The following is a 24,460-nucleotide window of genomic DNA, read 5'->3' on the forward strand; positions in this document are numbered from 1 at the left end:
GACAATCTGGCTAGATTGTCCCCCTAAGATGACGGAGCATATGTTGTAATCGCACAACAATAAGTGAGGCTGTCTCTCGCCGAGGAAGGTTGAGGCACCAACAAAATAAGGATGTGGAATGAACGAAAAGTACGCCGCTCTACGCGCCAACGTAGGCATGCTGGGCCAACTGCTGGGCAAGTCCATCAAGGATCATCAGGGACAGGCCTTCCTCGACAAGATCGAGACCATTCGTCAGCTGGCCAAATCCTCCCGCAAGGGCAATGAAGCAGACAGGGAACGCTTGCTCGAGACCCTGCGCACCCTCTCCGATGACGAGTTGCTGCCCGTGGCACGCGCCTTCAGCCAGTTCCTCAACCTGGCCAACGTGGCGGAGCAGTTCCATACCATCTCCCGCCGCTGCGAAGAGCAGGTCTGCACCCCGGATCCGCTGGAGCAGATGTTCGCCAAACTCGAGGCCTCCAATCTCTCCAAGGAGGCCATCATCCAGGCCGTGCGCGAGCTGGACATCGATCTGGTGCTGACCGCTCACCCGACCGAGGTGACCCGTCGTACCCTGATCCACAAGCACGTGCAGCTCAACGACTGCCTGGAAGCGCTGGAGCTGTCCGATCTGCTGCCCCGCGAGCGGGACAAGATCCTCAATCGCATCGAACAGCTGGTCAATCAGGCCTGGCACACCAACGAGATCCGCGAACAGCGGCCGACCCCGGTGGACGAAGCCAAGTGGGGCTTCGCCGTGGTGGAAAACAGCCTCTGGCCCGCCATTCCCGAATTCATGCGCAACCTGGACGAGCGCCTGCAGCACCATCTGGGTGTGCGGCTGCCGCTGGATGCCGCGCCGGTCAAGTTCACCTCCTGGATGGGCGGCGATCGTGACGGCAACCCCTTCGTCACCGCCAAGGTGACCGCCGAGGTGCTGGAGCTGGGCCGCTGGATGGCGGTGAGCCTGTTCAACAAGGACATCCGGGAGCTCACCTCCGAGCTCTCCATGGCCGACTGTACCCCCGAGCTGCGCGAGCGGGTCGGCGACAACCCCGAGCCCTACCGCGCCCTGGTGCGCGAGCTGCGCGAACAGTTGCGCGAGACCCAGGAATACCTGACCGCCAAGGTGCAGGGTCAGGTGAGCGAGAGCCGGGATCTCATCAAGACCACGGCCCAGCTGCGCGAGCCGCTGGAGCTCTGCTACCACTCCCTGCACGCCTGCGGCATGGGCAACATCGCCGACGGCATGCTGCTGGACGTGCTGCGCAAGCTGGCCTGCTTCGGCATCCACCTGGTCAAGCTCGACATCCGCCAGGACGGCGAGCGTCACGGCCAGGTCTTCTCCGAGCTGACCCGCTATCTGGGCATGGGTGACTACGCCGAGTGGAGCGAGGACGACAAGCAGGCCTTCCTGCTCAATGAACTGAACTCCCGCCGCCCGCTGATCCCGACCGACTGGGAGCCGAGCGCCGAGACCCGCGAGACCATAGACACCTGCCGGGTGATCGCCGAGCACGACCCGGATGCGTTCGGCATCTACATCATCTCCATGGCGGGCGCCCCGTCCGACGTGCTGGCGGTGCAGTTGCTGCTGAAAGAGGCCGGTTGCAAGTTCCGCATGCCGGTCGCCCCGCTGTTCGAGACCCAGGAAGATCTGATGGCGGGCACCGCCGTGATGGAGCGCCTGCTGTCGGTGGACTGGTATCGCGGCTACATCCAGGGCCGTCAATACGTGATGATCGGCTACTCGGATTCCGCCAAGGATGCGGGCATGATGGCCGCTGGCTGGGCCCAGTACGCCGCCATGGAATCCCTGGTGGCGCTGGCCGAGGCCAACAACCTGCGGCTGACCCTGTTCCACGGCCGTGGCGGCACCGTCGGTCGTGGCGGCGCCCCCGCCCACCAGGCGATCCTGTCTCAACCGCCGGGATCCCTGCGCGGCGGTCTGCGAGTGACCGAGCAAGGGGAGATGATCCGCTTCAAGTTCGGACTGCCCAAGGTCGCCCTCAACAGCCTGAACCTCTACACCAGCGCCGTGCTGGAGGGGAATCTGCTGCCACCGCCGAAGCCGAAAGAGAGTTGGCGCGCCGTGATCGAGCAGGTCGCCGAGGCCTCCTGCGAGCACTATCGCAGCATAGTGCGCGGTCATCCCGACTTCGTGCCCTACTTCCGCGCCGCCACCCCGGAGATGGAGCTCGGCAAGCTGCCGCTCGGCTCCCGTCCCGCCAAGCGCAAGCCGAACGGCGGCGTCGAGAGCCTGCGCGCCATCCCCTGGATCTTCGCCTGGACCCAGAACCGGCTGATGCTGCCGGCCTGGCTCGGCGCCAACAAGGGGCTGCAGCAGGCCATCGACGACGGTCACAAGGCCGTATTGGACGAGATGAGCCGCCAGTGGCCCTTCTTCCGCACTCGCCTCGAGATGCTGGAGATGGTGTTCCTGAAGGCCGACCTCTGGCTGGCGGAGTACTACGACACCCGCCTGGTGCCGCAGGAGCTGTGGGCCCTCGGCACCCAGCTGCGTCAGGAACTCTCCGATTCCATCCGAGTGGTGCTGGAGCTGCGCCCGCAAGGGGATCTGCTCGATGACCAACCCTGGATCCAGGAGTCCATCAAGCTGCGCAACCCCTACACGGACCCGCTCAACGTGCTGCAGGTCGAACTGCTGGGTCGCTCGCGCAACCACGCCGAGACCCTGCACCCCGAGCTGGATCAGGCGCTGATGGTCACCATCGCCGGCATAGCCGCAGGCATGCGTAACACGGGTTGATCACGAACCTCGTATCCAACGCAAAAAGGGCGCCCATAAGGCGCCCTTTTTATTTCCGCACATATTCCCTCCCGATGTCTGGCAAGCCCTAAGCGATGCGGTTGCGGCCGAGGCGCTTGGCCTCGTAGAGGCGCAGGTCGACGCATTGCAGCCAGTCGTCCACCCGCTGGTAATCCGGCTGATAGGGGGTGACGCCCACGCTGATGGTGACGGCAATCTGCCGCTCCTGATACAGGAAGGGGTGGCGCTCTATCTTCTGGCGGAGGTGATCCATCAGAGACTGGGCATCGCCCAGGGTGACGCCGCGCAGCAGCATGATGAACTCCTCCCCGCCGAAGCGCGCCACCAGATCGCTGCCGCGCACCGCCTGCATCAGCAGCTGGGCCAGCGTCTCCAGCACCGCATCCCCGGCAAGATGGCCATGTTCATCGTTGATCTGCTTGAAGAAATCGATGTCGATCAGGGCAAGGCAGCAGGTTTCCCCCTCGGCCGGGTGGCGCAGGAAACGCTCGAGCAAGGGGTTGGCCTGGCTGAAGAAGTGGCTGCGGTTGGGCAGCTTGGTGAGAAAGTCGTGCTCGGCGTTGAAGCGCAGCTCCCGCTCCATCCGGCTGCGCTCGTCCTCCAGATTACGGGCGTGAACCAGGGTACCGAGGGCCGTGGTGAGCGGTTCGAGCAGGGTCACCAATGTCTCGTCGAAGCCACCCGGGCGGTTGGCCAGGGCGATCATGCCGATGGCCTCCCCCTTGTGGCGCAGCGGAATGCCGAGGAAGCAGTCCAGATGCGGATGACCGCGGGGGGAGGTGCCGCGGCTCGCCGGATGGCGCGGCAGATCGTTGCAGCACACCAGAGTGTTGTGGGTCACTACATGGCCAAACAGGTTGTCGAGTTTGCTGAAGATGAGCCCGCCCCGGCTCTGGCGCTGTTGCTCGTACCAGGCATGGGTGGCCTCGTCCCAGGAGAGATTGGAGATGGAGGGAACGTAGAGGCTGGGTTGCCCGTCTTCGTATTGGACTATGCCGATGAAGCCATAGGCGCTCTGGCTGACGCTGAGCAGCCGCTCGAACACGGTGTCGCAGGCGGAGGCGAGGTTGCGATCCAGCAGAAAGCCCTGATGGGCGGCGACTATGATGTCGAACAGCTGGCTCTGCTGCTCGACGCGCTGCTCCGCCAGCACTTCGGGAGTGATGTCGTGGGCCAGCTTGATCACCCCGAGCAAGGCGCCCGCCTCGTCGGTGATCGGGGTGTAGGTGGCGTGGATCCAGACGCTCCTGCCGCCCCGCGCGATGCGGTGGAAGGCGCCGGTGTGGATCTTGCCGCAGAGCACCCCCTGCCAGAAGTGCTCGTGCTCCCCATGTTGCTCGGGAGGTAGCAGCAGCAGGTGGGACTGGCCGATCAGCGCCTCCGGTTGATAGTCGAGGATGGTGCAGAACAGCGCGTTGACCGAGATGATGCGGCCAGTGAGGTCGAACTCGACGATGCCATAGGCGCGATCGAGGGCGGTCAATCGGGCCAGGGCGTCGTAACGACCGAGAGCGTTAATGTCGAGGGAGCTGAACACTGGGGTATTCATGGCCACGATTCCTTTCGTATCGCCAGCAGCTAGCCACATCCAGTGTAGACATGGGGGATCAAGATCTCAGCTCATAGGCCCACGCATTTTCAACCGGGCCACGCCAGCCATACCCGGGAGCCGCGCAGGATCCGGGCACCTCTTGCCACACCAGCCGACTGGGCGCAGACTGTCTGGCCTTGTTCCGGCTCGAGGAAATCTGATGACACCCGCTATCAACCTGCTGAAAAAGCTCAAGATCCCCCACAAGCTATACCCCTACGAGTGCGAGGCCCACGACGATTTCGGCAAGCATGCCGCGACCCAGCTCGGCCTGCCGGAGGCCCAGGTGTTCAAGACCCTGATCGCCCATCACGACAAGCAGGCGGTGGTGGCCATAGTGCCGTCATCGGGCCTGTGCAGCCTGAAGCAGCTCGCCAAGGCGGCGGGGCTCAAGAAGGTGGAGATGATGAAGCCGGCGGAGGCCGAGAAGCTGACCGGTTACAAGGTGGGGGGCATCAGCCCGCTGGCCCAGAAGAAGCTGCTGCCGACCGTGCTGGACGACTCCGCCATGCAGTATGATGAGATCCTGGTGAGCGGCGGCAAGCGCGGCCTCTCGGTGGGGGTTGCGCCCCAAGACATGCTGACCCTGATGAAGTGGATTGCCGCCCCCATTGGCGATCATCACGACTAAGCCGCAGAATGAACGAGAGAGGCCCCGCAATCCGGGGCCTCTCTCGTTTTATGGGCCTGCCACTCTTATAAGCCAGCCATGGATGCCAGCCTGATCACCCTTGGTGCGGCAGGCGGAGATCTGAGAGGCGCAATATCTGGCGCCCCTGCCCATCGAAATTCTCATCCGCCAGCCAGCGCTCGAAGGCCGTTTTCAGGGCCGGCCATTCGCCGTCGATCACCGAGAACCAGGCGGTATCGCGGGAGCGCCCCTTGTCCACCCGGGCCTGGCGGAAGGTGCCCTCGTAGCTGAAGCCGAGCCGCAGCGCCGCATGGCGGGAGGGCCAGTTGAGATCATTGCACTTCCACTCGTAGCGCCGGTAGCCGAGCGCGAAGGCGTTGCCCATCATCAGCGCCATGGCCGCAGTAGAGAGGCGGGTGCGCTGCATGGCGGGGGAGAAGTGCAGCCAACCCACCTCTATGCTGCCGGCGACGGGATCGATGCGCAGGTAGCTGGCGAGCCCCAGCGCCTTGCCGCTCGCTTCATCGACGATGGCGTAGAACTGGGGATCCGCCTTGGCGGCGCTCTGTTGCAGCCAGGCCAGCATGGCCGACTCATCCTCGAAGGGGCCACTGGTGAGATAGGTCCACATGGCCCCGCTGTCGGCGCCAAACGCCTGCCAGAGCGAGCCGCAGTGACGCTCGGGATCCAGCGGCTCCAACCGGCAGCCCCAACCGCTCAACTCAGCGTGGGGTGGAAACTCGGCCCCCGCCCAGCCCGGCACCTCGGCGCCAACTGGCTGATCGAACTCGTTCATCGATGGCTTAACAGGCACAGGCGATCCCTCCTTCCAACAAGACACCGGCCTCGCCGCCAGTGGCGACGGCGAAACCGTCCTGACGCCACCAGTGCAGGCCACCGATCAACTCTTTCACCCGAAAGCCCAGCGCCGCCAATTTGTAGGCCCCTTGGGTCGAGCCGTTGCAGCCGATGCCATCGCAGTAGCAGACATAGACCTTGTCTCTCGGCAGGGCCGCCGTGCTGGCCGGGTTCATGGTGCGATGGGGAAAAGAGACCGCCCCCGGGATATGGCCCTCGGCGTAGTGCGCGGGAGAGCGGGTATCGATGACCACTATCTTCCCGCCCTCACCCGCCTCCCCGCTCAGCAGATCCGCGGCCAGATCCGCCGGATCGGTGCGATATGCCAGCTGGGCCTCGAAGAAGGCGCTGGCCTCGGCGGGGCTCGCCACCCCTGTGCTCAATACCTGACTCATGTGAAATCTCCTTGTGATTAGGCCACGACTTCTGTGGTGACCAGGGTTCTGACCGAGTTCGCGATGAAACACTCCTCGTGGGCCTGATGGTGCAACCGCTCCAGCTCAACCAGAGTTGGCTGGCGTCCTCCCCCGAATACCACCCTGGGGCGCAGGGTGACGCGAGTGATGGACTGGCGACCGCGCTCGTCCGCCTCCATGATGCCGACCGCCTGATCCCGGTAGCTCTCCACCCGATAGCCTGCCCTGGCCACCAGCCAGAGGAAGGTCAGCATGTGGCAGCTGGAGAGGGAGGCGACGAAGGCCTCTTCCGGATCGACGTGCTCCGCCACCGAATAGGGCAAGGGCACCACATGGGGGGAAGAGGAGGCCGGCACCCGCACGCCGCCGTCAAACTCCCAGCTGTGGGCCCGACTGTAACGCTGATCCACGAAGGGCTCATCGCTCCCCCGCTGCCAGCTGATCACCGCACCAAATTCAGACATCCCGACTCCTTGTGATGGATAAAACCCGCTCCGTTCACTCAATGTAGCGAGAAAATGGCCTTGCCACGCCGACCAATTTTGCCAAGATGGGCAGACCAATTATGCGACCCCAGCCAACTCTGGAGAGAACCATGACCGCCCTACCGACGCTCTTCGCCGACCAGCAGCAAAACGACCTGCCCCTGCACGAGCAGCTGGTGCGCACCTTGCGCGGCGCCATCTTGGTGGGGGGTCATCTGCCCTGGTCCATGAGGAGCCCAATATGACCGCCCTGCCGACGCTCTTCGCCGACCAGCAGCAAAACGACCTGCCTCTACATGAACAGCTGGTGCGCACATTACGCGAAGCCATACTGGCCGGTCACCTACCCCAGCACAGCCGACTGCCCGCGAGCCGCATGCTGGCCCGGGATCTCGGCGTCTCCCGCAGTACGGTGGAGCTGGCCTACGGCCGACTGGAGGCGGAGGGTTATCTGGTACGCAAGGTGGGGGCCGGCAGCTTCGTGGCGCTGGCGGCGGTGCGTCCGACCCGGCGGCCACCCCAGTCGGCGGCGGGGCTCTCCCGCCGTGGTCAGGAGATGGCGGCGGGGGGCGCCTGTCACGACGTGCCCGAGGTGGGCAACTCCTTTGCCTCCAGCCAGCCGGATCCTCGCCTCTTCCCCCAGGCCATCTGGGGCCGGCTGATGCAGCAACAGTGGCGCCAGAATGCCTGTGACTGGATGAACTACGGGGATCCCCAGGGGCTGGAGGCCCTGCGCAGCGCCATCGCCAGCTATCTGGTGCAGTCGCGCGGGGTGCAGTGCGAGCCAGATCAGATCCTGATCCTCACCAGCTCCCAGCAGGGGATCATGCTGGCGACCCAGCTGCTGATCGATGCCGGCGATACCGTCTGGGTGGAGGAGCCGGGCTACCCAGGGGCGCGCACCGCCATGGAGAGCGCCGGTGCCCGCCTCCATCCGGTGCCGGTGGACGAAGAGGGGCTCAACCCAACGGGGGAACATCCGAAGCCCAGACTTATCTACTGCACCCCGGCCCACCAGTACCCTCTCGGGGTGCCCATGAGCCTGCCGCGCCGGATGGCCTTGCTGGCCGAGGCCGAGCGCCACGGTGCCTGGATCCTGGAGGACGATTACGACGGGGAATATCAGTACGATCAGCGCCCCTTGCCCGCCTTGCAGGGGCTCGACAGCCAGGGGCGGGTCATCTACGTGGGCACCTTCAGCAAGGTGTTGTTCGGTTCCTTGCGCCTCGCCTATCTGGTGCTGCCGCGCCCCCTGATGGAGGCATTCAGCCGGGCCCGCGCCGCCGTCGATGGCCACAGCAACCAGTTGCAGCAGGCGGTCACCGCGGACTTCATCCGGGCCGGCCACTTCGCCGCTCACCTGCGCCAGAGCCGGCTGATCTACCAGAGCCGGCGAGATTTGCTGCTGGCCGAGCTGGCCCTGCACTGCCCCGAGCTCACCCCCATCCACAGCGGTGCCGGCCTGCAGTGCGCCGTGCTGCTACCCCCTGGCGGCGAGGCGCGCTGGACGGATGGCGCCAATGCTCTGGGGCTGGGGCTGCGCCCCCTCGGGCAGTTCTACCTTGGCACGCCGACCCGGGAGGGCTGGCTGCTGGGCTTTGGCTGCCTCGACAACCAGACCCTGCGCCGGCTCTGTCGCCAGCTCGGTGAGCTGACGAGATCCTAGGCTTCCGGCCCCGTATGCCCAGCTTCAGAGCTGGCCGATAAGGGCATGCCCTGGCTCTCCCGGCACAGGGCGAGCCAGGCCTCGGCGGTGCGGGAGAGGTAGCGCCTGGCCGGCCAGATCACCCCGAGCCGCCAGCTGAGCTCGGGCAACAGTGGCCGCAGCACCAGGCCATCCGGGGTCAACCGCCGGCAGATGGGCTCGGGCAGGAAGGCGACTCCCATGCCGCTGCGCACCATGGCGGTGAGAAAGTCCCACTGGCTGCTGCGCGCCGCCACCTGGGGGGTGAAGCCCGCCTGCTGGCACGCCTGCTCCAGCCGCTCGCTCAGGGTGAAGGCCTGGGTGTAGAGCAGGAAGGGCTCCTCTTTCAAGTCTCCCAGCCGGATCTCGGTGTAGGCCCGCCAGCGCGGCGAGTCCGGCAGCACCACCTGGATGGGGTAGCTGTCCAGCGCCAGGGCACTCAAGTCCCCCTCCTCCCGGGTCGGCAGCATGGTGATGGCGAGATCCAGCTCCCCCTCCAGCACCGCCTGCTCGATGCGGCGCCCGCCGTATTCGACGATGGAGAGCTCCACCCTGGGATAGCGGCTGCGATAGGTGCGGATGAGATCCGCATAGACGTGGCCTACCATGGGGGGGATGCCGAGGGCGAGGCGACCGTGCTGCAGGCTCTGCAGGTCGGCGAGCTCGGCCTCCAGCTGCTGCATCTGGGCCAAGATGAGCTGGCCACGGGCGAATAGCACCTGGCCGCTGTCGGTCAGGGTGAAGCTGTGTCCCGCCCGGTTGAGCAGGGGCTGGCCCAACTCCTCCTCCATGCTGCGGATCATCTTGCTGATGGTGGGCTGGGTGACGAACAGCTTCTCGGAGGCGCGGGTGAAGCTCTGCTCCCGCACCAGCTCGACGAAGTAACGCAGGGCTCGGATGTCCATGGCGGGGCTCGTGGTGGTGGAATTTAAATAATGCCAAATTGGCATATTTTTCATAATTTAAATTCATTTTTTGCAGGTTTACCAGCCTCCTATACTGTGACCAGATTCACAGAAAGACCTGCATCATGAAAACCTTCTGCCTGCGCTGGCTACAGACTCCCTTCCAAATCGTCCTGCTCTCCGCCATCTGGCTGCTGGCGGACACTGCGGTACGCACCTTCCACCTGCCCCTGCCCGCCAACCTGACCGGCATGCTGTTGCTGCTCGCCTGCATCCTGCTCGGGGTGGTCAAGGTCCGCTGGTTCAGCGCCGGTGCCCGCTGGCTGCTGGCGGAGATGCTGCTGTTCTTCGTGCCCGCCGTGGTGGCCGTGATCAACTATCAGGATCTGCTGCTGCAAGAGGGATGGCGCATCATGTTGGTGCTGGTGATTAGCACAATCTTGGTGCTTGGCACTACCGCACTGGTGGTGGACAGAGTCTATCGCTTCGAACTGATGCTGGCCCGCCGGAGCCGTCGCCATGTCTGATACCCTGCTCGGCCTGCTCTGTTTCGCCCTCACCCTGCTGTTCTACTACGCCAGCAAGTGGCTCTATGCCCGCAAGCGCATACTGCCGCTGATGCCCCTGCTGCTGGCACCCGCCCTGCTGGTGGCGATGGTGATGCTGTTCAAGATCCCCTATCAGGACTACATGGCCGAATCCCACTGGCTGCTCTGGCTGCTGGGGCCCGCCACCGTCGCCTTCGCGGTGCCCGTCTACGAGAACCGCCAGCTGATGCGTCGCCACTGGTTGTCGCTCTCGGTGGGGGTCATCGCCTCCGTCATCATGGCGGTGGGCAGCACAGTGCTGCTGGCCCGCTGGCTGCACCTCTCAGAACTGCTGCAACGCAGCATGGCCATGCGATCCATCACCACCCCCTTCGCGGTAGAGGCGACCCGATCGGTCGGTGGCAATGCCGATCTCACCGCCCTGTTCGTGGTGCTGACCGGGGTGATCGGCATGGCGGTCGGCGAGAGCGTGCTGACGGTGCTCGCCATCCGCAGCCGGCTCGGCAAGGGTGCGGGCTTTGGCGCCTCGGCCCACGGCGCCGGCACCGCCAGGGCCTACCAGATGGGCAACGAGGAGGGGGTGGTCTCCAGCATGGTGATGATGATCGCCGGCATGGCCACTGTGCTGCTCGCTCCCCTGCTGGGTAGCGTGCTCTGGTAGGGCGAGCTCGCCATCCAATCACATCCAATGAGAAGAGGCGCCCCGGGGCGCCTCTTCTGTTTTCCTCTCTTTATGCCGCCTTAGAACCTGTCGACGACCTGTCGACGACCTGTCGCGAGAGGTCGTCAGCAAGGTAAAGAGCAGCGCAGGAACCGGAGCGTATAGACATACGTGAGGATTCCGAGTAGCGCATGAGCCTTGATCACGGCCTCGTAGCAAGATCGTGCACAGGTTCTCAGAGGCTGGCGCAGATCTGCCAGAGATCGTACTGGATCGCCGCCGCCGTCACCTCACGCCCCGCCCCCGGCCCCTGGATCACCAGGGGGTTGGTGCGATAACTGTCGCTCTCGATGGCGAAGATGTTGTCGCAAGGCAGCAGGTTCGCGAACGGGTGGTGGGGCTCCAGCGCCTCCAGCCCGACCCTGGCCTTGCCGTCGTGCTCGAAGCGGGCCACGTAGCGCAGCACCTTGCCGACCCGCTGCGCGCCCTCGAACGCCGTCAGGATGGGGGCATCCAGCTCCTTGAGCCTGTCCATGAACTGATCCGTGGTGGCCTTGCGCAGGGGCACGGGCACCAGGTTTTCCAGCTCGATGTCGGCGGAATCCAGCTCGAAGCCCGCCTCCCGCGCCAGGATCAACAGCTTGCGACGCACGTCCTGGCCGGAAAGATCTTCCCGCGGATCCGGCTCGGTCAGGCCGTGCTGCCAGGCCTCGTCCACCAGCTCGGAGAAGGGGCGGCTGCCGTCATACTGCTGGAACAGCCAGGAGAGGGTGCCGGAGAAGATGCCGGAGACTCCCTGAATGCGATCGCCACTCTGGCGCAGCATCTGGATGCTGGACTGGATGGGCAGGCCCGCCCCGACGGTGGCGTTGTAGCGCCACTGCACCTGGTGATCCCGGCAGCTCTGCTTGATGCGCTGGTAGAACTCGCTCTCGGCGGCGCCGGCAAACTTGTTGGCGGCGATGATGTGAATGCCGAGCTGGGCGAAGTCCGGGTAGTAACGGCTCACCGTCTCGCTGGCGGTCATGTCCAGCGCGATCAGGGCATCGAAGCCGTGTTGCTCCAGCTGACCCAACAGTTCGGGCCAGATCAGCGGCTTGGGATCGAACCTGTCACGCACCTTGAGGGGATCCAGCCCCTCCTCGTCCAGCAAGCCGCCCTTGGAGTCGAACACCCCGTACAGGGTAAGCGCCAGATTGAGCTCGTGCTCGAGGCGCGCCTTCTCGCGGCCATAGAGGCTGAGCCAGTGGCCGCCGATGTTGCCCTTGCCGAACACCACCAGGCCGACCCGGGTCGGACGGCTGAACAGAGCGCTGTGCAGGGCGATGAGCAGGGGCTCGAGCACCACCTGACGCAGTACGGCCACCAGGCTCAGGCCGTCTCTGGCCACCTGCACGAACTCCAGGGGTTGATCCGCCAGCAACTGATAGAAGCGGTGGCACTGCTCGGCGTTATCGGTCACCCCGGCGCCGACCAGGGCTACCAGGCTGAAGCCTTCCTTCTGGATGAGGCCGGTGAAGCTGCCCTGCAGCTGGAAGTCCCGCAGCACCTCGAAGGCACCTTCCGCCACCTCGAGGGTGTAGGCCAGACGCAGCACCCGCCGATCCGGCTGGCGTTGCAGGGTGAGCGGGTGGAGGCGATGGCGGGCCAGATGGGCCTCGATGGTCGCCACCGTCTGCTCATAGCTGGTCTGGGGCAGCACCTTGAGCTCGATCAGCGCAATCTGATCCACCGAGGAGACGATGCGGGCGCCGCCGGAGCGCGGTGCCCGGCGCAGTATGTGGGTGCAACCCTCGTCCGGGTTGTAGCTGCAACGCAGGGTCAGGCGCTGGCGGCTGTCGGCCACCGGCTGCAGGGTGCGGGAATGCAGCACGGAGGAGCCGAGACGGGCCAGCTCGTTGGCCTCCGCCAGGCTCAGGCGCTCCAGCAGGCGCGCCTCCTTGACCCGACGCGGATCCGCGCTGTAAACCCCGGCTACGTCGCTCCAGATGGTGGTGGATTCCCCATCCGCCAGCGCCGCCAACAGGCTAGCACTGTAGTCGGAGCCGTTGCGGCCGAGCAGCAAGGAGCGCCCCTCCAGATCCGCGGCGATGAAGCCGGTCACGACGATGCGGCCGGGATGCTCCGCCAGACGGGCCTTGAGCAGCTCGCTGGAGATGGCGGTGTTGACCTTGACCAGGGCGCCGTCTTCCGCGCGCAGGAAGCTGCGGGCGTCGAGCCAGATGGCGGGCTCGCCACGGCTGCTGAGCAGGGCAGCCAACAGGCGTGCCGACCACACCTCACCGAAGGCGAGCAGGCCGTTGCGCTCGAAGCGATCGAACTGCCCCTCCAGGGTCTTGGCGATCAGCTGGGTATCGTCGGCAAGCTGCTTGCTCAAGTCGAGCAGCAATTCCCCTTCCAGCAGGCCGTCGATCAGGCTCTGCTGATAGGCGTGCAGGGCGGTGATGGCCTCGCCGGCGGCCTCGTCCCCGGCTTCCGCCAGCTCCACCAGCTGGATCAGCCGGTTGGTGGTCTTGCCGGCGGCGGAGACCACGATCAGTTCATGGCCGCCGACCTGCTGCTCGACGATGGCCGCGACCCGGCGATAACAGACCGGATCCGCCAGACTGCTGCCGCCAAACTTGTGCACATGGCGCCGCTTTTGTACCGCTTCTGCTGCCACTGCTACCTCTCCTTGCTGCTGTTCCATTTAGATCACCACCTGTTCCTGCGTCTTGCTGCCGGCAGCACGCCCTGTCCGTGGGGTCGACGCACCTGCCGATACCCTCTCCGTGCGGCTGGCTGCCGTGTCGTTATTAGTTTGCCTGTTGCGCCAACTGCGCCTGTTCAAATGCCTGGGCCAGATCGGCCACCAGGTCTTCGCCGTGTTCTATGCCCACCGACAGGCGCAGCAGCTGGGCGCTGATGCCCGCCGCCTGTTGCGCCGCCGGGGTCATAGCCCTGTGGGTCATGCTGGCGGGATGGGCCACCAGACTCTCCACCCCGCCGAGGGATTCCGCCACCGAGAAGAGGCGCAGCGCATCCAGGAAGGCGCGCAGCCCCGCCTCGTTGCAATCGAGCTCAAAACTTAGCATGGCGCCGAAGCCGGACTGTTGACGGCGCGCAATCTCGTGGCCCGGATGACTCGGCAGGCTGGGGTGATAGATCGTCTTCACCAGCGGCTGTTGCTGCAGGAAGGCGAGGATCCTGTCCGTGTTCTCCTGATGGGTGCGCAGGCGCGGCGCCAGGGTGCGAAGCCCCCGCAGGGTGAGGTAGGAATCGAAGGCACCCGAGGTCAGCCCCAGACAGTTGGCCCACCACACCAGGGAGTCGGCCAGTGCCTGCTCCTTGGCGATGGCGACTCCGCCCACCACGTCGGAGTGGCCGTTGATGTACTTGGTGGTGGAATGCACCACCACATCGGCGCCGAGGGTCAGCGGCTGCTGCAACAGCGGCGAGAGGAAGGTGTTGTCCACCGCCACCTGGGCGCCCACCTCGTGGGCCGCGGCGGCGATGGCAGCCACGTCCACCACCCGCAGCAGCGGGTTGGAGGGAGTCTCCACCCACACCAGCGCGGGTTTCTGGGCGAGCGCCTCGGCCAGGGCCGCCTCGTCCCCCTGATCCACGAACTGCACCCGGTAGTGGCCCTTGGCCGCCAGGTATTCGAACAGGCGCCAGGTGCCGCCGTAACAATCGTGAGGAGCCAGCAGCAGATCACCGGCCTTGAGCAGGGCCGTGGTCACCAGGTGGACGGCGCCCATGCCGGTGCCGGTCACTACGGCGCCCGCCCCTCCTTCCAGCACCGCCAGCGCGTCCGCCAGGTTGGTGCGGGTCGGGTTGCCGGAGCGGGCATAATCGTATTGACGGGGTTCGCCGAAATCGGCAAAGGTGTAGTTGCTGGAGAGGTAGATGGGCGGCACCACGGCACCGTGTTGCTGGTCTGTCTCAATCCCGGTACGTACCGCCAGGGTGGCCTTGTGGGTCATGTCACTCTCTCCTTGAACTGTCGCTGGGCGATGGCCGCTGTGCCTCTGCCACGGCTATCCTGCCATTGCTGGCCTATGGTGAACCACCTTACGCCAGCGCAAAAAAGCCGTCAACACTTCTAGACGTCTAAATGGCTTTGCTGTTGGATTGCCATCTAATTCCGTAAGGGTTAAAATCCGCGCTCACGGCCAAATGAGAACAGGTGAATCATGGGTACAGAGTGGAACGGCGACTACGTCAGCCCCTATGCGGAACACGGCAAGAAGAGCGAACAGGTCAAGAAGATTACTGTCTCGATCCCGCTCAAGGTGCTGAAGGTGCTGACCGATGAGCGCACCCGTCGTCAGGTGAACAACCTGCGTCATGCGACCAACAGCGAGCTGCTCTGCGAAGCCTTCCTGCACGCCTTCACCGGCCAGCCGCTGCCCGGTGACGACGACTTGCGCAAGGATCACCCGGACAGCGTCCCTGCCGAGGCGCGCGCCATCATGGAAGCGCTCGGCAAGGAGATCGAAGATTTCGACGCAGAATAACCCTGGCAGCATTGCCTATGCCCAATAGCAATCTTCCTTCGATGACGCGGCCCGGTGCCGCGTCATCGCTATCTGCTCCCCCGTCGGCACCCACGCCTTCGTTCAGCCTGCGCCGCTACCAGCGCGACATCAGCAGCCACCACCACGACTTCGCCCAGCTGGTGATCCCCCTGGACGGCCCCATCGAGATAGAGGTGCAGGGCCAGGGGCAACGCCTCCTCCCCGGTTTCGCCTGTGTCATAGCCCCAGGTCTGCGCCACGACTACGCCGCCGATCCGGCCCTCTCCTTCCTGGTGCAGGAGAGCTCCTGGCTGCCGAGCAGCCTGGGTGAGCGCCCCTTTATCGAGCTGGATGAACCCCAGCGCCACTACCTCGCCTTCCTGCGCCAGCTGGTCGGCCAGGGCCGCCACATCGAGGGTATGGAGCAGGTCTGGCTCCAGTTGCTGGCCGGGCAGCAGGAGCCACGCCTTCCCCCGAGCCGCATCGATCCCCGCATCGCACGGGTGCAGCGCCACATCGAGGCCCACCTCGCAGAACCCCTCGGCAACGCACGCCTCGCCGCCCTCGCCTGCCTAGGCCAGAGCCAGTTCAAGCACGCCTTTCGCCAACAGCTCGGCATGAGCGTCTCCCACTACATCCGGGCGCGGCGCATGACCTTGGCCCGCACCCTGCTCGCCCAGACCGCCCTGCCCATCGGCGAGATAGCCTGCCGCTGTGGCTATCAGAATCAGGGGGCCTTCGCCGAGCGCTTCCTCACCGAAGCCGGGCTGACGCCCTCCGCCTGGCGCCAGCAAAACGGCCGCTTGCCGTAACGGGTCGGCTCGCCGCCGAAGACAAGCCGGACCCGGATCGGGCATGCTGGTGCTCAGACACAGCAGGCAGATTCGAGGAGCAAAGATGCAGACCATAAGCTGGCAGGATTTCGAGATGGTGGAACTTAGGGTCGGCACCCTGGTGCGGGTCGAGCCCTTCCCCGAGGCGCGCAAGCCCGCCTACAAGGTATGGGCGGACTTTGGCCCCGAGCTCGGCGTGCGCAAGAGCAGCGCCCAGATCACCGACCTCTATCAGGCGGAGGATCTGGTGGGCCGCCAGATAGTGGCGGTGGTGAACTTCCCCCCCAAGCAGATAGGCCCCATCCAATCGGAGTTTCTGCTCACCGGCTTCTACCGGGCGGACGGCGCCGTGGTGATGGCCATCCCGGAGCAGGCGGTGGAGAATGGCGCCAAGCTGGGCTGAGTCAGCGGATAAAACGGCAACCACCGTCGGATAAAACGAGAGAGGCGACCCCGGGGTCGCCTCTCTTGTCTGCGTCTTGCCTGACGAGTTATTTCAGCAGGCTGAACAGCAGCGCCGAGACCGCCAGCGACCCTGTCAGCAGGATGAAGCCGTTGGTCCAGCCCTGGCGGAAGCGGGCCAGCGCCTCCACCTTGTAGATGGCCACCACCGGCATGATGAACAGGATCATGGCGATGACGGGGCCGGAGAGGGTCTCCATCAGGCCGAGGATGCCGGGATTGATGACCGCCGCCCCCCAGATGGCGAAGAACATCAGGGCGATGCCGAGCCTGTCGGCCTTGGCCAGCGACAGGCCGGTGGGCTTGGCGATCAGGCTCTTGAGGCTCTCCCGCGCCCCCAGGAAGTGGCCGAGGAAGGAGGAGCTGATGGCGATGAAGGCGATGAGCGGCCCCAGGGTCACTATCACCGGGTTGTCGGTGATGTTGGCGAGATAGGAGAGCACCGAGACGTTCTGAGCCTTGGCCTCGGCCAGCTGGACCGGGGAGAGGCTCAGCACGCAGGAGAAGACGAAGAACAGCACGAAGCCCACCAGCATGACGGTGGTGTTGCGCAGGATGAGACCGCTCTTGGCCTCCGCCTGCTCGCCGTATTCCCGCCGCTGCACGTTGGCAAAGCCGGAAATGGCGGCGGCATGGCTGAAGGCGAACACCGTCACCGGCAGCGCCAGCCAGACGGTGTTGAGGAAGCTGGCCCCCTCAAAGGCAGTCATCTGTGGCCACTGCCACTGGGGAATGAGGTAGCAGGAGAGGGCCGCCAGAATGGCCGCCAGCGGGTAGACCATGAAGGCGAAGGCGCGCAGCATGGCTTTCTCCCCCGCCATCATCACGGCGATCATGGCGAACACCAGCACGCCGGAGAGCATCACCCGGTTCGGGGCGGCCATGTCGAGCTGGTTGATCATGAAGCTCTCCACCGTGTTGGTCAGGCCGACACCGTAGATCAGCAGGATCGGGAAGATGGAGAGAAAATAGAGCGCCGATATGAGGCGGCCGGCCATCTTGCCGAAGTGCTCCTCCGCCACCTCGGTGAAGTCGGCATGGGGGCGGGAGGAGGAGAGCACGAAGCGCGCCAGCCCGCGATGGGCCAGGAAGGTCATGGGGCCGGCCAGCACGGCGACGATGATCAACGGCCAGATGCCGCCGAGCCCCAGATTGATGGGCAGGAACAGGATGCCGGCGCCGACGGCGGTGCCAAACAGGCTGATGACCCAGTGGGTGTCGTGACGACGCCAGCCGGTGTGGGCGACGACGGATTGGGAACCGGACAGCTCCCGGGTGACCTCTGCAGATAAACTCATCGTTAATTCACTTTTTGTCAGTATTTAAATCTGCAGTTATTGTGCTATCTCAGCATTTAATTCTCAAAATTCGACACTGGCAGATCCCACTGCCAAAGCTCGCGTCGGCCAGTGAGATTGGGAGCAGGATCTCATCCTCATAATTCATCAAATCTGAATTTAGGCAATATGGCGATATATAAAACCAAAATATCACTTCTGGTTAATTTTTTATTTTGATAGATGTGGAATTGCCAGAATTACACGATTAATCATCTCGCAGCGAATGACCTGGCGATTACGAATCACTGCGGTTGTCGCACCTTGCCAGCGGATATCCCTGCTAAGCGTCATAAAGCCAGCGAATAGCACTAATGAACAGGGCGACCCTGAGGCCGCCCTGTGGATGTCGAGACAATGAAATCTCAGCCTGCTCAGTGGGCCAGGATCTTGCCCCAGGCCAGCGCCGGATCCCCCATCACGATGAAGTCCGGGTTCTCCAGCGACTCCGTCTCGTTGTAGCTCAGCGGCTGCAGCGCCAGGCTGAGGATGCGACCCCCCGCCGCCTCGACGATACACTGGGCAGCGGCGGTATCCCACTCGCCGGTAGGGCCGAGCCGCACATAGCAATCGGCCGCCCCCTCCGCCACCAGGCAGGACTTCAGGGAGCTGGAGCCGAGCGGGATCAGCTCGTAGTTGATGGCCGGGTTGAGGCGGCGGGTCAGCATCTCCAGCTTCTGGCGACGGCTGATGGCCACCACCAGCGCATCCGGCTGATCGTGCTCGTGGTGCATGGCGCTGATGGGGTAGATCTCGCCGGCGGCCTCCTTGAAGGCGCCGTGACCGCGCACCGCCCAGTAGAGCACGTCGGACTCGGGGGCGTAGATGACCCCGAGCACCGGCACGTTGTCCTGCACCAGGGCGATCAGGGTAGCGAAGTCGCCGCTGCCGGCGATGAACTCACCGGTGCCGTCGAGGGGGTCCACCAGCCAGTACTGGCGCCAGTTGGCCCGCTGGCTGAAGGGCACATCGGCCGCCTCTTCGGTCAGCACAGGGATATGGGGAGTGAGCGCCGACAGCGCCTGCTTGAGGTAGGCATCGGCAGCAAGATCGGCACTGGTGACCGGGGTCGCATCCTCCTTCAGCTGACGCTCGAACTGACCGCCGTGATAGATCTCGTGAAGGATCCGCCCCGCTTCGCGGGCTATCTCCTTGACCCCAGGCACCCAGGCCAACAACTCCTGCATATTGCTACCCTCTGTCTTTGATTATCTTTGCGCCCTCGAGGGGCTATTTTTCCTGCTCCGCCAGCCATTTCTGGGCCAGCAGCAGGGCACTGATGCTGCGCGACTCGGTAAAGTCCGGGCGCGCCAGCAATTCGTCGATGCGGTTCAGCGGCCAGGGGATCACCTCGAGGGGCTCGGGCTCGTCGCCGATGCGCTGCTCCGGGTAGAGATCCAGGGCCAGCAGTATGTCCATCCGGCTGGAGAAGTAGCCGGGGGCCAGGGACACCTGCTTGAGGGGGATCAGGCGGTTGGCACCGAAGCCCGCCTCCTCCATCAGCTCCCGGTTGCCCGCCTCGAAGGCGTTCTCGCCCGGATCGATCAGCCCCTTGGGGAAGCCCAGCTCGTAACTGTGGGTACCCGCCGCGTATTCGCGCACCAGCAGCAGGTGATGGGCGTCATACAGCGGCACCACCATGACGGCGCCCCGGTTGCCCCCCCGCATCCGCTCGTACACCCGCTCTTCCCCGTTGCTGAATTTCAGGTGCAGGGATTCCACCTTGAACAGCCGGCTCTCGGCCACGATTTCGGCCTTGAGGATCTCCGGCTTGCTCTTGTCCTGAGCCAGGGTCTCGACACTGAGGTGTACGGGTTTGCGCTTGTGGGAGTCACTCATCGGGGGCTGACAGCTCGTTAAAAAATCGTGCTTCAAGAGTAAACGACTCCCACTCCGAACACCACGGGGCCGAGGCGGGAAAGCGGCCTTAAAGATCCGCTGGGATACCGAGTTCCCGTCACCAGTTAATGGCACCGGGTGATCCACTCATTACCCGAGCCAATCGCCAAGCGGCGCCCTCCGGCAGAGGGGGCTCTGTCAGGGGCGTTGCACCAGGTGATACTGCTTCTTACCCCGGCGCAGCAGCAGGAAGCTGCCAAAGCGCCAGTCGGTCTCAGCCAACTCATTCCCCTCGACCAAACGGCCGTTGACCATGATGGCACCGGCGGCCAGCAGCTCGCGGGCGATCCGCTTCGAGCTGGCGAGGCCGGTCGCCACCAGCAGCACCACCAGCTCCCCCTCTTGTTGCCAGGTCGTGGTCGGCAGGCCGCCGCCCGCCAGCTGCTCCAGCTGTGCCTCGTCAAGATCCCCCACCCGGCCGCTGAACAGCAGCTCGCCGAGGGCGCGTGCGCCGGCCAGCTCGGCTTCCCCGTGCACCAGGGCGGTCAGCTCATCCGCCAGCACCTGCTGCGCCCCCTTGCGGCCCTGGCGGCCGGCGTCCTCGGCCTCCAGCGCGGCGATGTCGGCCAGCGGCAGGAAGCTGTAGTAGCGCAGGAAGCGGTAGACGTCCTCGTCCGCGGTGCCGAGCCAGAACTGGTGGAAGGCGTAGGGGGAGGTGAGCGCGGGATCCAGCCAGATGGCCCCCCCCTCGGTCTTGCCGAACTTGGTGCCATCGGCCTTGGTGATGAGAGGCAGGGTCATGCCAAAAACCTGGGCCTGATGCAGGCGCCGGGTCAGATCCATGCCGCTGGTGATGTTGCCCCACTGATCGTTGCCGCCGATCTGCAGGGTGCAGCCGAGTTTCTGATGCAGCACGGCGAAGTCCTGGGACTGCAACAGGGCGTAGGAGAACTCGGTGAAGGAGATGCCCTGATCCGGCCGGGCCAGACGCTGGCGCACCGACTCCCGCGCCAGCATGGCGTTGACCGAGAAGTGCTTGCCCACGTCCCGCAGGAAATCCAGGGCCGACATCTGCCCCATCCAGTCGGCGTTGTTGACCAGTTGGGGCGCCGCCATCCCCTCCCCCTCGGGCAGCAGGGCGGCGATCTGGGTCGACAGGCTGGCGACCCAGGCCCGCACCGTATCGGCACCGTTGAGGTTGCGCTCGGTCGCCTTGAAGCTGGGATCGCCGATGAGCCCGGTGGCGCCTCCCACCAGCGCCACCGGTCTGTGGCCGGCGAGCTGGAAGCGGCGCAGCATCAAGAGCGGCACCAGGTGGCCGATGTGCAGGCTGCCGGCGGTGGGATCGAAGCCGCAATAGAGGGTGCGCGGCTCGCTCAGGTGGGCGGCCAGCGCCTGGGGATCGGAATTCTGGGCGATGAGGCCGCGCTGGGTCAGCTCATCGAGCAACTGGGGGTCTGTCATGGATTCTCCGGGGTGCGGGGGAAAAGCTCCCATATTCCCGTTGCCACAGTCCCACGGCCATGTCCCTTTGGGGACAGTTTTGCCACCTTCGTGCTAGCATTCCCGTCCTGGGCAATGCCGCCCTCGACGGGAACCAACGCCGCCATGACCCACCCCTCGCTCACCAGCGCCCTGACCGATGCCGTCGATGCCCTGCATGGCAGCACCTTTCCAGCCACCCTGGTGCGGCTCATCCAGCAGCAGGTCCCCTTCGATTGTGCCCTGCTGCTCGGGGTCGGTCAGCGTCCCGTCTACCTCTACGACAACCTGAGCCATCAGAGGGCGCTGCTGTTCGATCGCTACCTCGCCGGCGACTTCGGTCAGGATCCCTTTATGCTGGCGTTGGCAAACGGTCTGGAGGCCGGGGTATGGACCCAGGCAGAGGTGGGCCCGCTGGATCCGGACTACCAGAGACGCTTCTATCAGGCTACCGGCTGGCAGGAGGAGGTGGGGCTGATCCTGCCCATTCGAGCCGGGCTGACCCTGGTGCTGTTTCTGGGGCGCCTCGGCAAGCGCCGCCCCTTGAGCCCGAGTGAGCGGGCCAGGCTGGAGGAGCTGTTCCCGCTGATACACTCCCTCTGTCGCCAGCACTGGCTACGGGCCCAGCCTGTATCGGCGGCCCGGCCCCTGCTGGCGGAGAGTGGCGCCGCCGGCCTGGAAGGGACCGACTTGAAAGAGAGGGTGGCGCAGGCGATGGCCAGCGTCGGCGGGGATCTGCTGACCCGCCGGGAGCGGCAGGTGGCCGGCCTGCTATTGCAGGGGCTGGATACCGAGGCCATCGCCACGGCGCTGGGGATAGGCGGCGGCACAGTGAAGAATCACCGCAAACACCTCTACGGCAAGCTACGCGTCGGCTCACAGGCCGAGCTGTTCGGCTGCTTCCTCAATCACCTGATCACGGCGCCCACCGGTGGCATTGCCCCTGACGAGCTCTCCCCGACCCCATAACAAAACACCCCGCAGAAGCGGGGTGTCGTTTATTCAAGGCTATCTTATATCCGGCCCTGATAGCGCAGCGGGAAGCGCCCCTGACCATCGGGCTGGCCGAGGAAGGGCAGCCCCTGCTTCATCTGATCCGGCAACTCGGGACCCGGCTTGAGGGAGCCCTGGAACAGGTACTGGCGGTTGCTCTGCAGCTCCAGCTTGCCCTGCACCTGCACCGCCTCCGAACCCTGCTTGAGCTCGGCCACCAGCTTGGAGTCGAGGCAGGTCAGCTTGACCTCGGGATCCCCCAGCACCAGCTTGCCCGCCGGAGTATCGGCCTCGGCGCCATACCAATAGAGGTTGCCGTAGAGGTTGTCACACCAGGGATTGCCCTGGGCGAACTGATCCACCTTGAGCTGTAGCTGGCCCGCCGCCTGCAGCGGGAAGGGCAGGCGCATGGGCACCCGCTCCAGCAACCAGGGTGCGGGCACATTGAGGGTGATGTCCCGGCCGAAGGCCGCGCCGCTCCAACCCACAACCCCCTGGCCGTTGAGGCCGCTGCGCTCGCCGAAGCGCACCGAGGCTTCGGGGGCGAGGCGCAGCAGCGACCAGCCGTTGAGATCCCAGCGCAACTGGGTCAGCGACTCGCTGGCGTATTGCAGGCGCGCCACCTGGCCGCTCCAGAGGGTGCCGCTCACCCCCTCCAGCCGCACCATGTTGGCGGGCAACGGCAGATAGCGCACCACCAGGGAGGCCGGCAGCTGCACCAGCAGGAAACCCAGATAGGCCACCAAAAACAGGATTGCTATCAGAATATTACGCTTCATTGGGGACGACTCAGTTGCAAACGTCTGACCTTGACCAGACCCGGTGCCAGATTCTCACGGGCCACTTCGATGACTTGAACCTGCACCCCGTGCTGATCGGAGAGGGTCGCCAGCCAGAGCAGCAGCGCATCGAACGGTACCGTATCTATCCATACCTGCAGCTCCTGCCCCTGAGGTTGCAGGCGGGCTATCTTGATCTTCTGGTTGAAGGCGGTGCGGTTTACCACCCCATCCAGGGTGCCGCTGGTGTCTATCTGGCGTCCGCTGCTGCCCTGCATGGCCAGCACCTCCTGCCCCTTCTCCTTCAGCCAGGCCAGCGTCTGCTGCTGATTGACAACCTGCCGCTCCCGCTCGGCGATGCGATTGGCAACGGGTTGCCAGATGGCCCAGTAGCAGAGCCCGATCAGCAGGCAGCTGCCCCCCACCGCCACCAGCCGTTGTTCACGGGTGCTGATGCCATGCCACCAGCCTTGCAGTTTGTCCATCATGATGATTTACCCTTGAGCACCAGCGCCCCCTCGACCTTGCCCTCGGTGCTGCGCACCTCCCCCTGTTGCACCTCGAAGCGCTTGCCCGCCAGTTCGCGGAAACGCTCTATCTCGGTGAAGCCGGGCGCCGTGACCTGCAGTCTGAGCTCCCCGCGGGTCGCGTCGAAGCGCAGCACCTCGGGTTTGAGACCGGGCACCTCGGCAAACACCGGCGCCAGCTCGGTCAGCAACAGCAGGATCCCGTCCTGAGGCGCCTGACCCAGTTGCTTGAGGTGCTGGGTCATCTGGCTGCGCACGTTGACGATGCGGGTCTCTCCCGGGAAGATCCGGGCGTAGACCTGCCTGATCTCGGCCTTGAGCGCCTTGTCCTGCTCCGCCAGCTGATAGAGGTGCACGCCGCGCTGGGTCAGGGCGACCAGCAGCAAGAGCCCCGCCACCACCGCCACCTTGCGCCACTGCAACCAGTAGCGGGAGTATTCGGTCTGGGGTCGATAGGGCCCCTGCAACAGGTTCGCCTGGCAGCCGAGCGCCCCCTTGGCCAGCAGCAGCATGGGCAGTTCGGGATCCGCCGCCTGCCAGTTGGCGCCCGCCAGTGCGGGCGGCGGCGTATGGCTGTGAATGGTGACGGGCTCGGGCTGGGCCGCCAGCAGCATGGCCAGCAGGGACTCCTCGGCCACTATGCCCTGGCGAGGGCCCTGGCGCAGCAGCCACTCCTCACCTAGCTGCAAGGCAGACCAGCCCTCGCTGGCCAGCGGCAGGGTCAGCACATCGGGCAACAGCTGCAGGCTCTTGAGACCGGCCTGCTGCAACCAGCCGAGCCAGATCTGCATCTTCGCCTTGTCCACCGCCATCAGATCCACCTCGTTGCCCTGGTGGCCCAGTACCACCAGATGCAGGGCGTCCACGTCGGAGGCGATCTGCTCTTCCAGCAGATAGGGCAGCGCCGCCGCGGCCTGCCGGCTGTACTTGCCCGGCAGGCTGACCCGCCGGAAGATAAGATCGCTGCCGGGCACCAGGGTCACCACGGGGCGGCCACCGGCACGCTCCTGCAGCTCGCCGAGGGCATGGGCCGAGGCCAGGGTGCCGGAGGCGATGATCTCCTGCTCCTGCGTCGACCACACCAGCCACTGCACCGGCTGCTGCGCATTGGTCCCCAGCCGGATGACCAGACTCTCGCTCACAAATAATTCTCCTGC

Annotated in this window: 24 protein-coding genes; 10 read left to right on the forward strand and 14 right to left on the reverse strand. The window is 65.1% G+C overall.

Translation table 11 applies throughout. From position 1 onward, the window contains the following. The first annotated feature begins 118 nt into the window (after positions 1–118). Positions 119–2,752 (forward strand): phosphoenolpyruvate carboxylase, encoded by a 2,634-nt coding sequence (ppc, locus tag BN1124_RS16695; protein ID WP_042643730.1) that lies wholly within the window; start codon positions 119–121, stop codon positions 2,750–2,752. An 88-nt stretch (positions 2,753–2,840) separates the two neighbouring features. Here ppc and BN1124_RS16700 read toward each other — a convergent pair whose 3' ends face one another. After that, the gene (locus BN1124_RS16700) at positions 2,841–4,322 is read right to left on the reverse strand and encodes a sensor domain-containing diguanylate cyclase (RefSeq protein WP_042643732.1); all 1,482 of its coding nucleotides are present in this window, start codon (positions 4,320–4,322) and stop codon (positions 2,841–2,843) included. A gap of 202 nt (positions 4,323–4,524) precedes the next feature. On the opposite strand from BN1124_RS16700, the gene ybaK reads away from it, so the two are divergent. Beyond that, complete coding sequence (ybaK, locus tag BN1124_RS16705) at positions 4,525–4,995, forward strand: Cys-tRNA(Pro) deacylase (protein ID WP_042643734.1); 471 nt, start codon at positions 4,525–4,527, stop codon at positions 4,993–4,995. Positions 4,996–5,089: 94 nt separating this feature from the next. Here the strand turns inward: ybaK and BN1124_RS16710 are convergent, their stop codons facing one another. Genes BN1124_RS16710 through BN1124_RS16720 form a run of 3 tightly spaced genes read right to left on the reverse strand, consistent with a single transcriptional unit; the run spans position 5,090 to position 6,733 of the window. Next, positions 5,090–5,791 (reverse strand): GNAT family N-acetyltransferase, encoded by a 702-nt coding sequence (locus tag BN1124_RS16710; protein ID WP_042643736.1) that lies wholly within the window; start codon positions 5,789–5,791, stop codon positions 5,090–5,092. Between the two features lie 7 nt (positions 5,792–5,798). After that, positions 5,799–6,248 (reverse strand): rhodanese-like domain-containing protein, encoded by a 450-nt coding sequence (locus BN1124_RS16715; protein ID WP_042643738.1) that lies wholly within the window; start codon positions 6,246–6,248, stop codon positions 5,799–5,801. A gap of 17 nt (positions 6,249–6,265) precedes the next feature. Then, positions 6,266–6,733 carry an OsmC family protein gene (locus BN1124_RS16720; RefSeq protein WP_042643740.1) on the reverse strand — a complete coding sequence of 156 codons (468 nt, stop codon included), beginning with the start codon at positions 6,731–6,733 and terminating at the stop codon, positions 6,266–6,268. Positions 6,734–6,864: 131 nt separating this feature from the next. Here BN1124_RS16720 and BN1124_RS21780 point away from each other — a divergent pair, with 131 nt between their 5' ends. Further along, on the forward strand, positions 6,865–6,999 hold the full coding sequence (locus tag BN1124_RS21780) for a hypothetical protein (RefSeq protein ID WP_269429056.1): 135 nt from the start codon (positions 6,865–6,867) through the stop codon (positions 6,997–6,999). Next, positions 6,996–8,420 (forward strand): MocR-like pyridoxine biosynthesis transcription factor PdxR, encoded by a 1,425-nt coding sequence (gene pdxR / locus BN1124_RS16725; RefSeq protein WP_042643742.1) that lies wholly within the window; start codon positions 6,996–6,998, stop codon positions 8,418–8,420. The genes BN1124_RS21780 and pdxR overlap by 4 nt, the downstream gene beginning before the upstream one ends. Here the strand turns inward: pdxR and BN1124_RS16730 are convergent. After that, positions 8,417–9,343, reverse strand: a complete 927-nt coding sequence (locus BN1124_RS16730) for a LysR family transcriptional regulator (RefSeq protein ID WP_042643744.1) — start codon at positions 9,341–9,343, stop codon at positions 8,417–8,419. The genes pdxR and BN1124_RS16730 overlap by 4 nt on opposite strands. A gap of 125 nt (positions 9,344–9,468) precedes the next feature. On the opposite strand from BN1124_RS16730, the gene BN1124_RS16735 reads away from it, so the two are divergent. After that, positions 9,469–9,870 carry a CidA/LrgA family protein gene (locus BN1124_RS16735; RefSeq protein WP_042643746.1) on the forward strand — a complete coding sequence of 134 codons (402 nt, stop codon included), beginning with the start codon at positions 9,469–9,471 and terminating at the stop codon, positions 9,868–9,870. Beyond that, positions 9,863–10,552: an LrgB family protein gene (locus BN1124_RS16740; protein ID WP_042643749.1), complete on the forward strand. Its 690-nt coding sequence runs from the start codon at positions 9,863–9,865 to the stop codon at positions 10,550–10,552. The genes BN1124_RS16735 and BN1124_RS16740 overlap by 8 nt, the downstream gene beginning before the upstream one ends. A gap of 235 nt (positions 10,553–10,787) precedes the next feature. Here the strand turns inward: BN1124_RS16740 and BN1124_RS16745 are convergent, their stop codons facing one another. Beyond that, the gene (locus BN1124_RS16745; RefSeq protein WP_042643751.1) at positions 10,788–13,241 is read right to left on the reverse strand and encodes a bifunctional aspartate kinase/homoserine dehydrogenase II; all 2,454 of its coding nucleotides are present in this window, start codon (positions 13,239–13,241) and stop codon (positions 10,788–10,790) included. Between the two features lie 106 nt (positions 13,242–13,347). Continuing rightward, positions 13,348–14,517 (reverse strand): cystathionine gamma-synthase, encoded by a 1,170-nt coding sequence (gene metB, locus BN1124_RS16750; RefSeq protein WP_042643752.1) that lies wholly within the window; start codon positions 14,515–14,517, stop codon positions 13,348–13,350. A 210-nt stretch (positions 14,518–14,727) separates the two neighbouring features. Between metB and metJ the strand changes: the two genes are divergently transcribed. The 3 genes from metJ to BN1124_RS16765 all read left to right on the forward strand — a co-directional run bounded on the left by metJ (position 14,728) and on the right by BN1124_RS16765 (position 16,287). Beyond that, positions 14,728–15,051: a met regulon transcriptional regulator MetJ gene (gene metJ, locus BN1124_RS16755; protein WP_042643753.1), complete on the forward strand. Its 324-nt coding sequence runs from the start codon at positions 14,728–14,730 to the stop codon at positions 15,049–15,051. A gap of 41 nt (positions 15,052–15,092) precedes the next feature. Beyond that, positions 15,093–15,863 (forward strand): AraC family transcriptional regulator, encoded by a 771-nt coding sequence (locus BN1124_RS16760; RefSeq protein ID WP_042643754.1) that lies wholly within the window; start codon positions 15,093–15,095, stop codon positions 15,861–15,863. A gap of 85 nt (positions 15,864–15,948) precedes the next feature. Beyond that, complete coding sequence (locus BN1124_RS16765) at positions 15,949–16,287, forward strand: tRNA-binding protein (protein WP_042643755.1); 339 nt, start codon at positions 15,949–15,951, stop codon at positions 16,285–16,287. A gap of 88 nt (positions 16,288–16,375) precedes the next feature. Here BN1124_RS16765 and BN1124_RS16770 read toward each other — a convergent pair whose 3' ends face one another. The 4 genes from BN1124_RS16770 to tyrS all read right to left on the reverse strand — a co-directional run bounded on the left by BN1124_RS16770 (position 16,376) and on the right by tyrS (position 20,986). Next, positions 16,376–17,644 carry an aromatic amino acid transport family protein gene (locus BN1124_RS16770; protein WP_042643756.1) on the reverse strand — a complete coding sequence of 423 codons (1,269 nt, stop codon included), beginning with the start codon at positions 17,642–17,644 and terminating at the stop codon, positions 16,376–16,378. Between the two features lie 413 nt (positions 17,645–18,057). Beyond that, positions 18,058–18,870 carry a 3'(2'),5'-bisphosphate nucleotidase CysQ gene (cysQ, locus tag BN1124_RS16775; protein ID WP_042643757.1) on the reverse strand — a complete coding sequence of 271 codons (813 nt, stop codon included), beginning with the start codon at positions 18,868–18,870 and terminating at the stop codon, positions 18,058–18,060. 43 nt (positions 18,871–18,913) lie between these two features. Further along, positions 18,914–19,522: an ADP compounds hydrolase NudE gene (gene nudE, locus BN1124_RS16780; protein ID WP_042643759.1), complete on the reverse strand. Its 609-nt coding sequence runs from the start codon at positions 19,520–19,522 to the stop codon at positions 18,914–18,916. Between the two features lie 198 nt (positions 19,523–19,720). After that, complete coding sequence (gene tyrS, locus BN1124_RS16785; RefSeq protein WP_042643761.1) at positions 19,721–20,986, reverse strand: tyrosine--tRNA ligase; 1,266 nt, start codon at positions 20,984–20,986, stop codon at positions 19,721–19,723. A 144-nt stretch (positions 20,987–21,130) separates the two neighbouring features. On the opposite strand from tyrS, the gene BN1124_RS16790 reads away from it, so the two are divergent. Then, positions 21,131–21,973: a helix-turn-helix transcriptional regulator gene (locus BN1124_RS16790; RefSeq protein ID WP_042643763.1), complete on the forward strand. Its 843-nt coding sequence runs from the start codon at positions 21,131–21,133 to the stop codon at positions 21,971–21,973. A 44-nt stretch (positions 21,974–22,017) separates the two neighbouring features. Here the strand turns inward: BN1124_RS16790 and exeN are convergent, their stop codons facing one another. The 3 genes from exeN to exeL are packed head-to-tail and all read right to left on the reverse strand — an operon-like array spanning position 22,018 to position 24,445. Beyond that, entirely contained in the window at positions 22,018–22,776 is a 759-nt protein-coding gene (exeN, locus tag BN1124_RS16795) for a GspN family type II secretion system protein ExeN (RefSeq protein ID WP_042643765.1), read from the reverse strand. After that, positions 22,773–23,264: a GspM family type II secretion system protein ExeM gene (exeM, locus tag BN1124_RS16800; protein WP_042643767.1), complete on the reverse strand. Its 492-nt coding sequence runs from the start codon at positions 23,262–23,264 to the stop codon at positions 22,773–22,775. Before exeM ends, exeN begins: the two co-directional genes overlap by 4 nt. Continuing rightward, positions 23,261–24,445: a GspL family type II secretion system protein ExeL gene (gene exeL / locus BN1124_RS16805; RefSeq protein ID WP_156128413.1), complete on the reverse strand. Its 1,185-nt coding sequence runs from the start codon at positions 24,443–24,445 to the stop codon at positions 23,261–23,263. The genes exeM and exeL overlap by 4 nt, the downstream gene beginning before the upstream one ends. Positions 24,446–24,460: the final 15 nt, after the last annotated feature.

The organism is Aeromonas eucrenophila (assembly GCF_000819865.1).
GTDB lineage: Bacteria > Pseudomonadota > Gammaproteobacteria > Enterobacterales > Aeromonadaceae > Aeromonas > Aeromonas eucrenophila.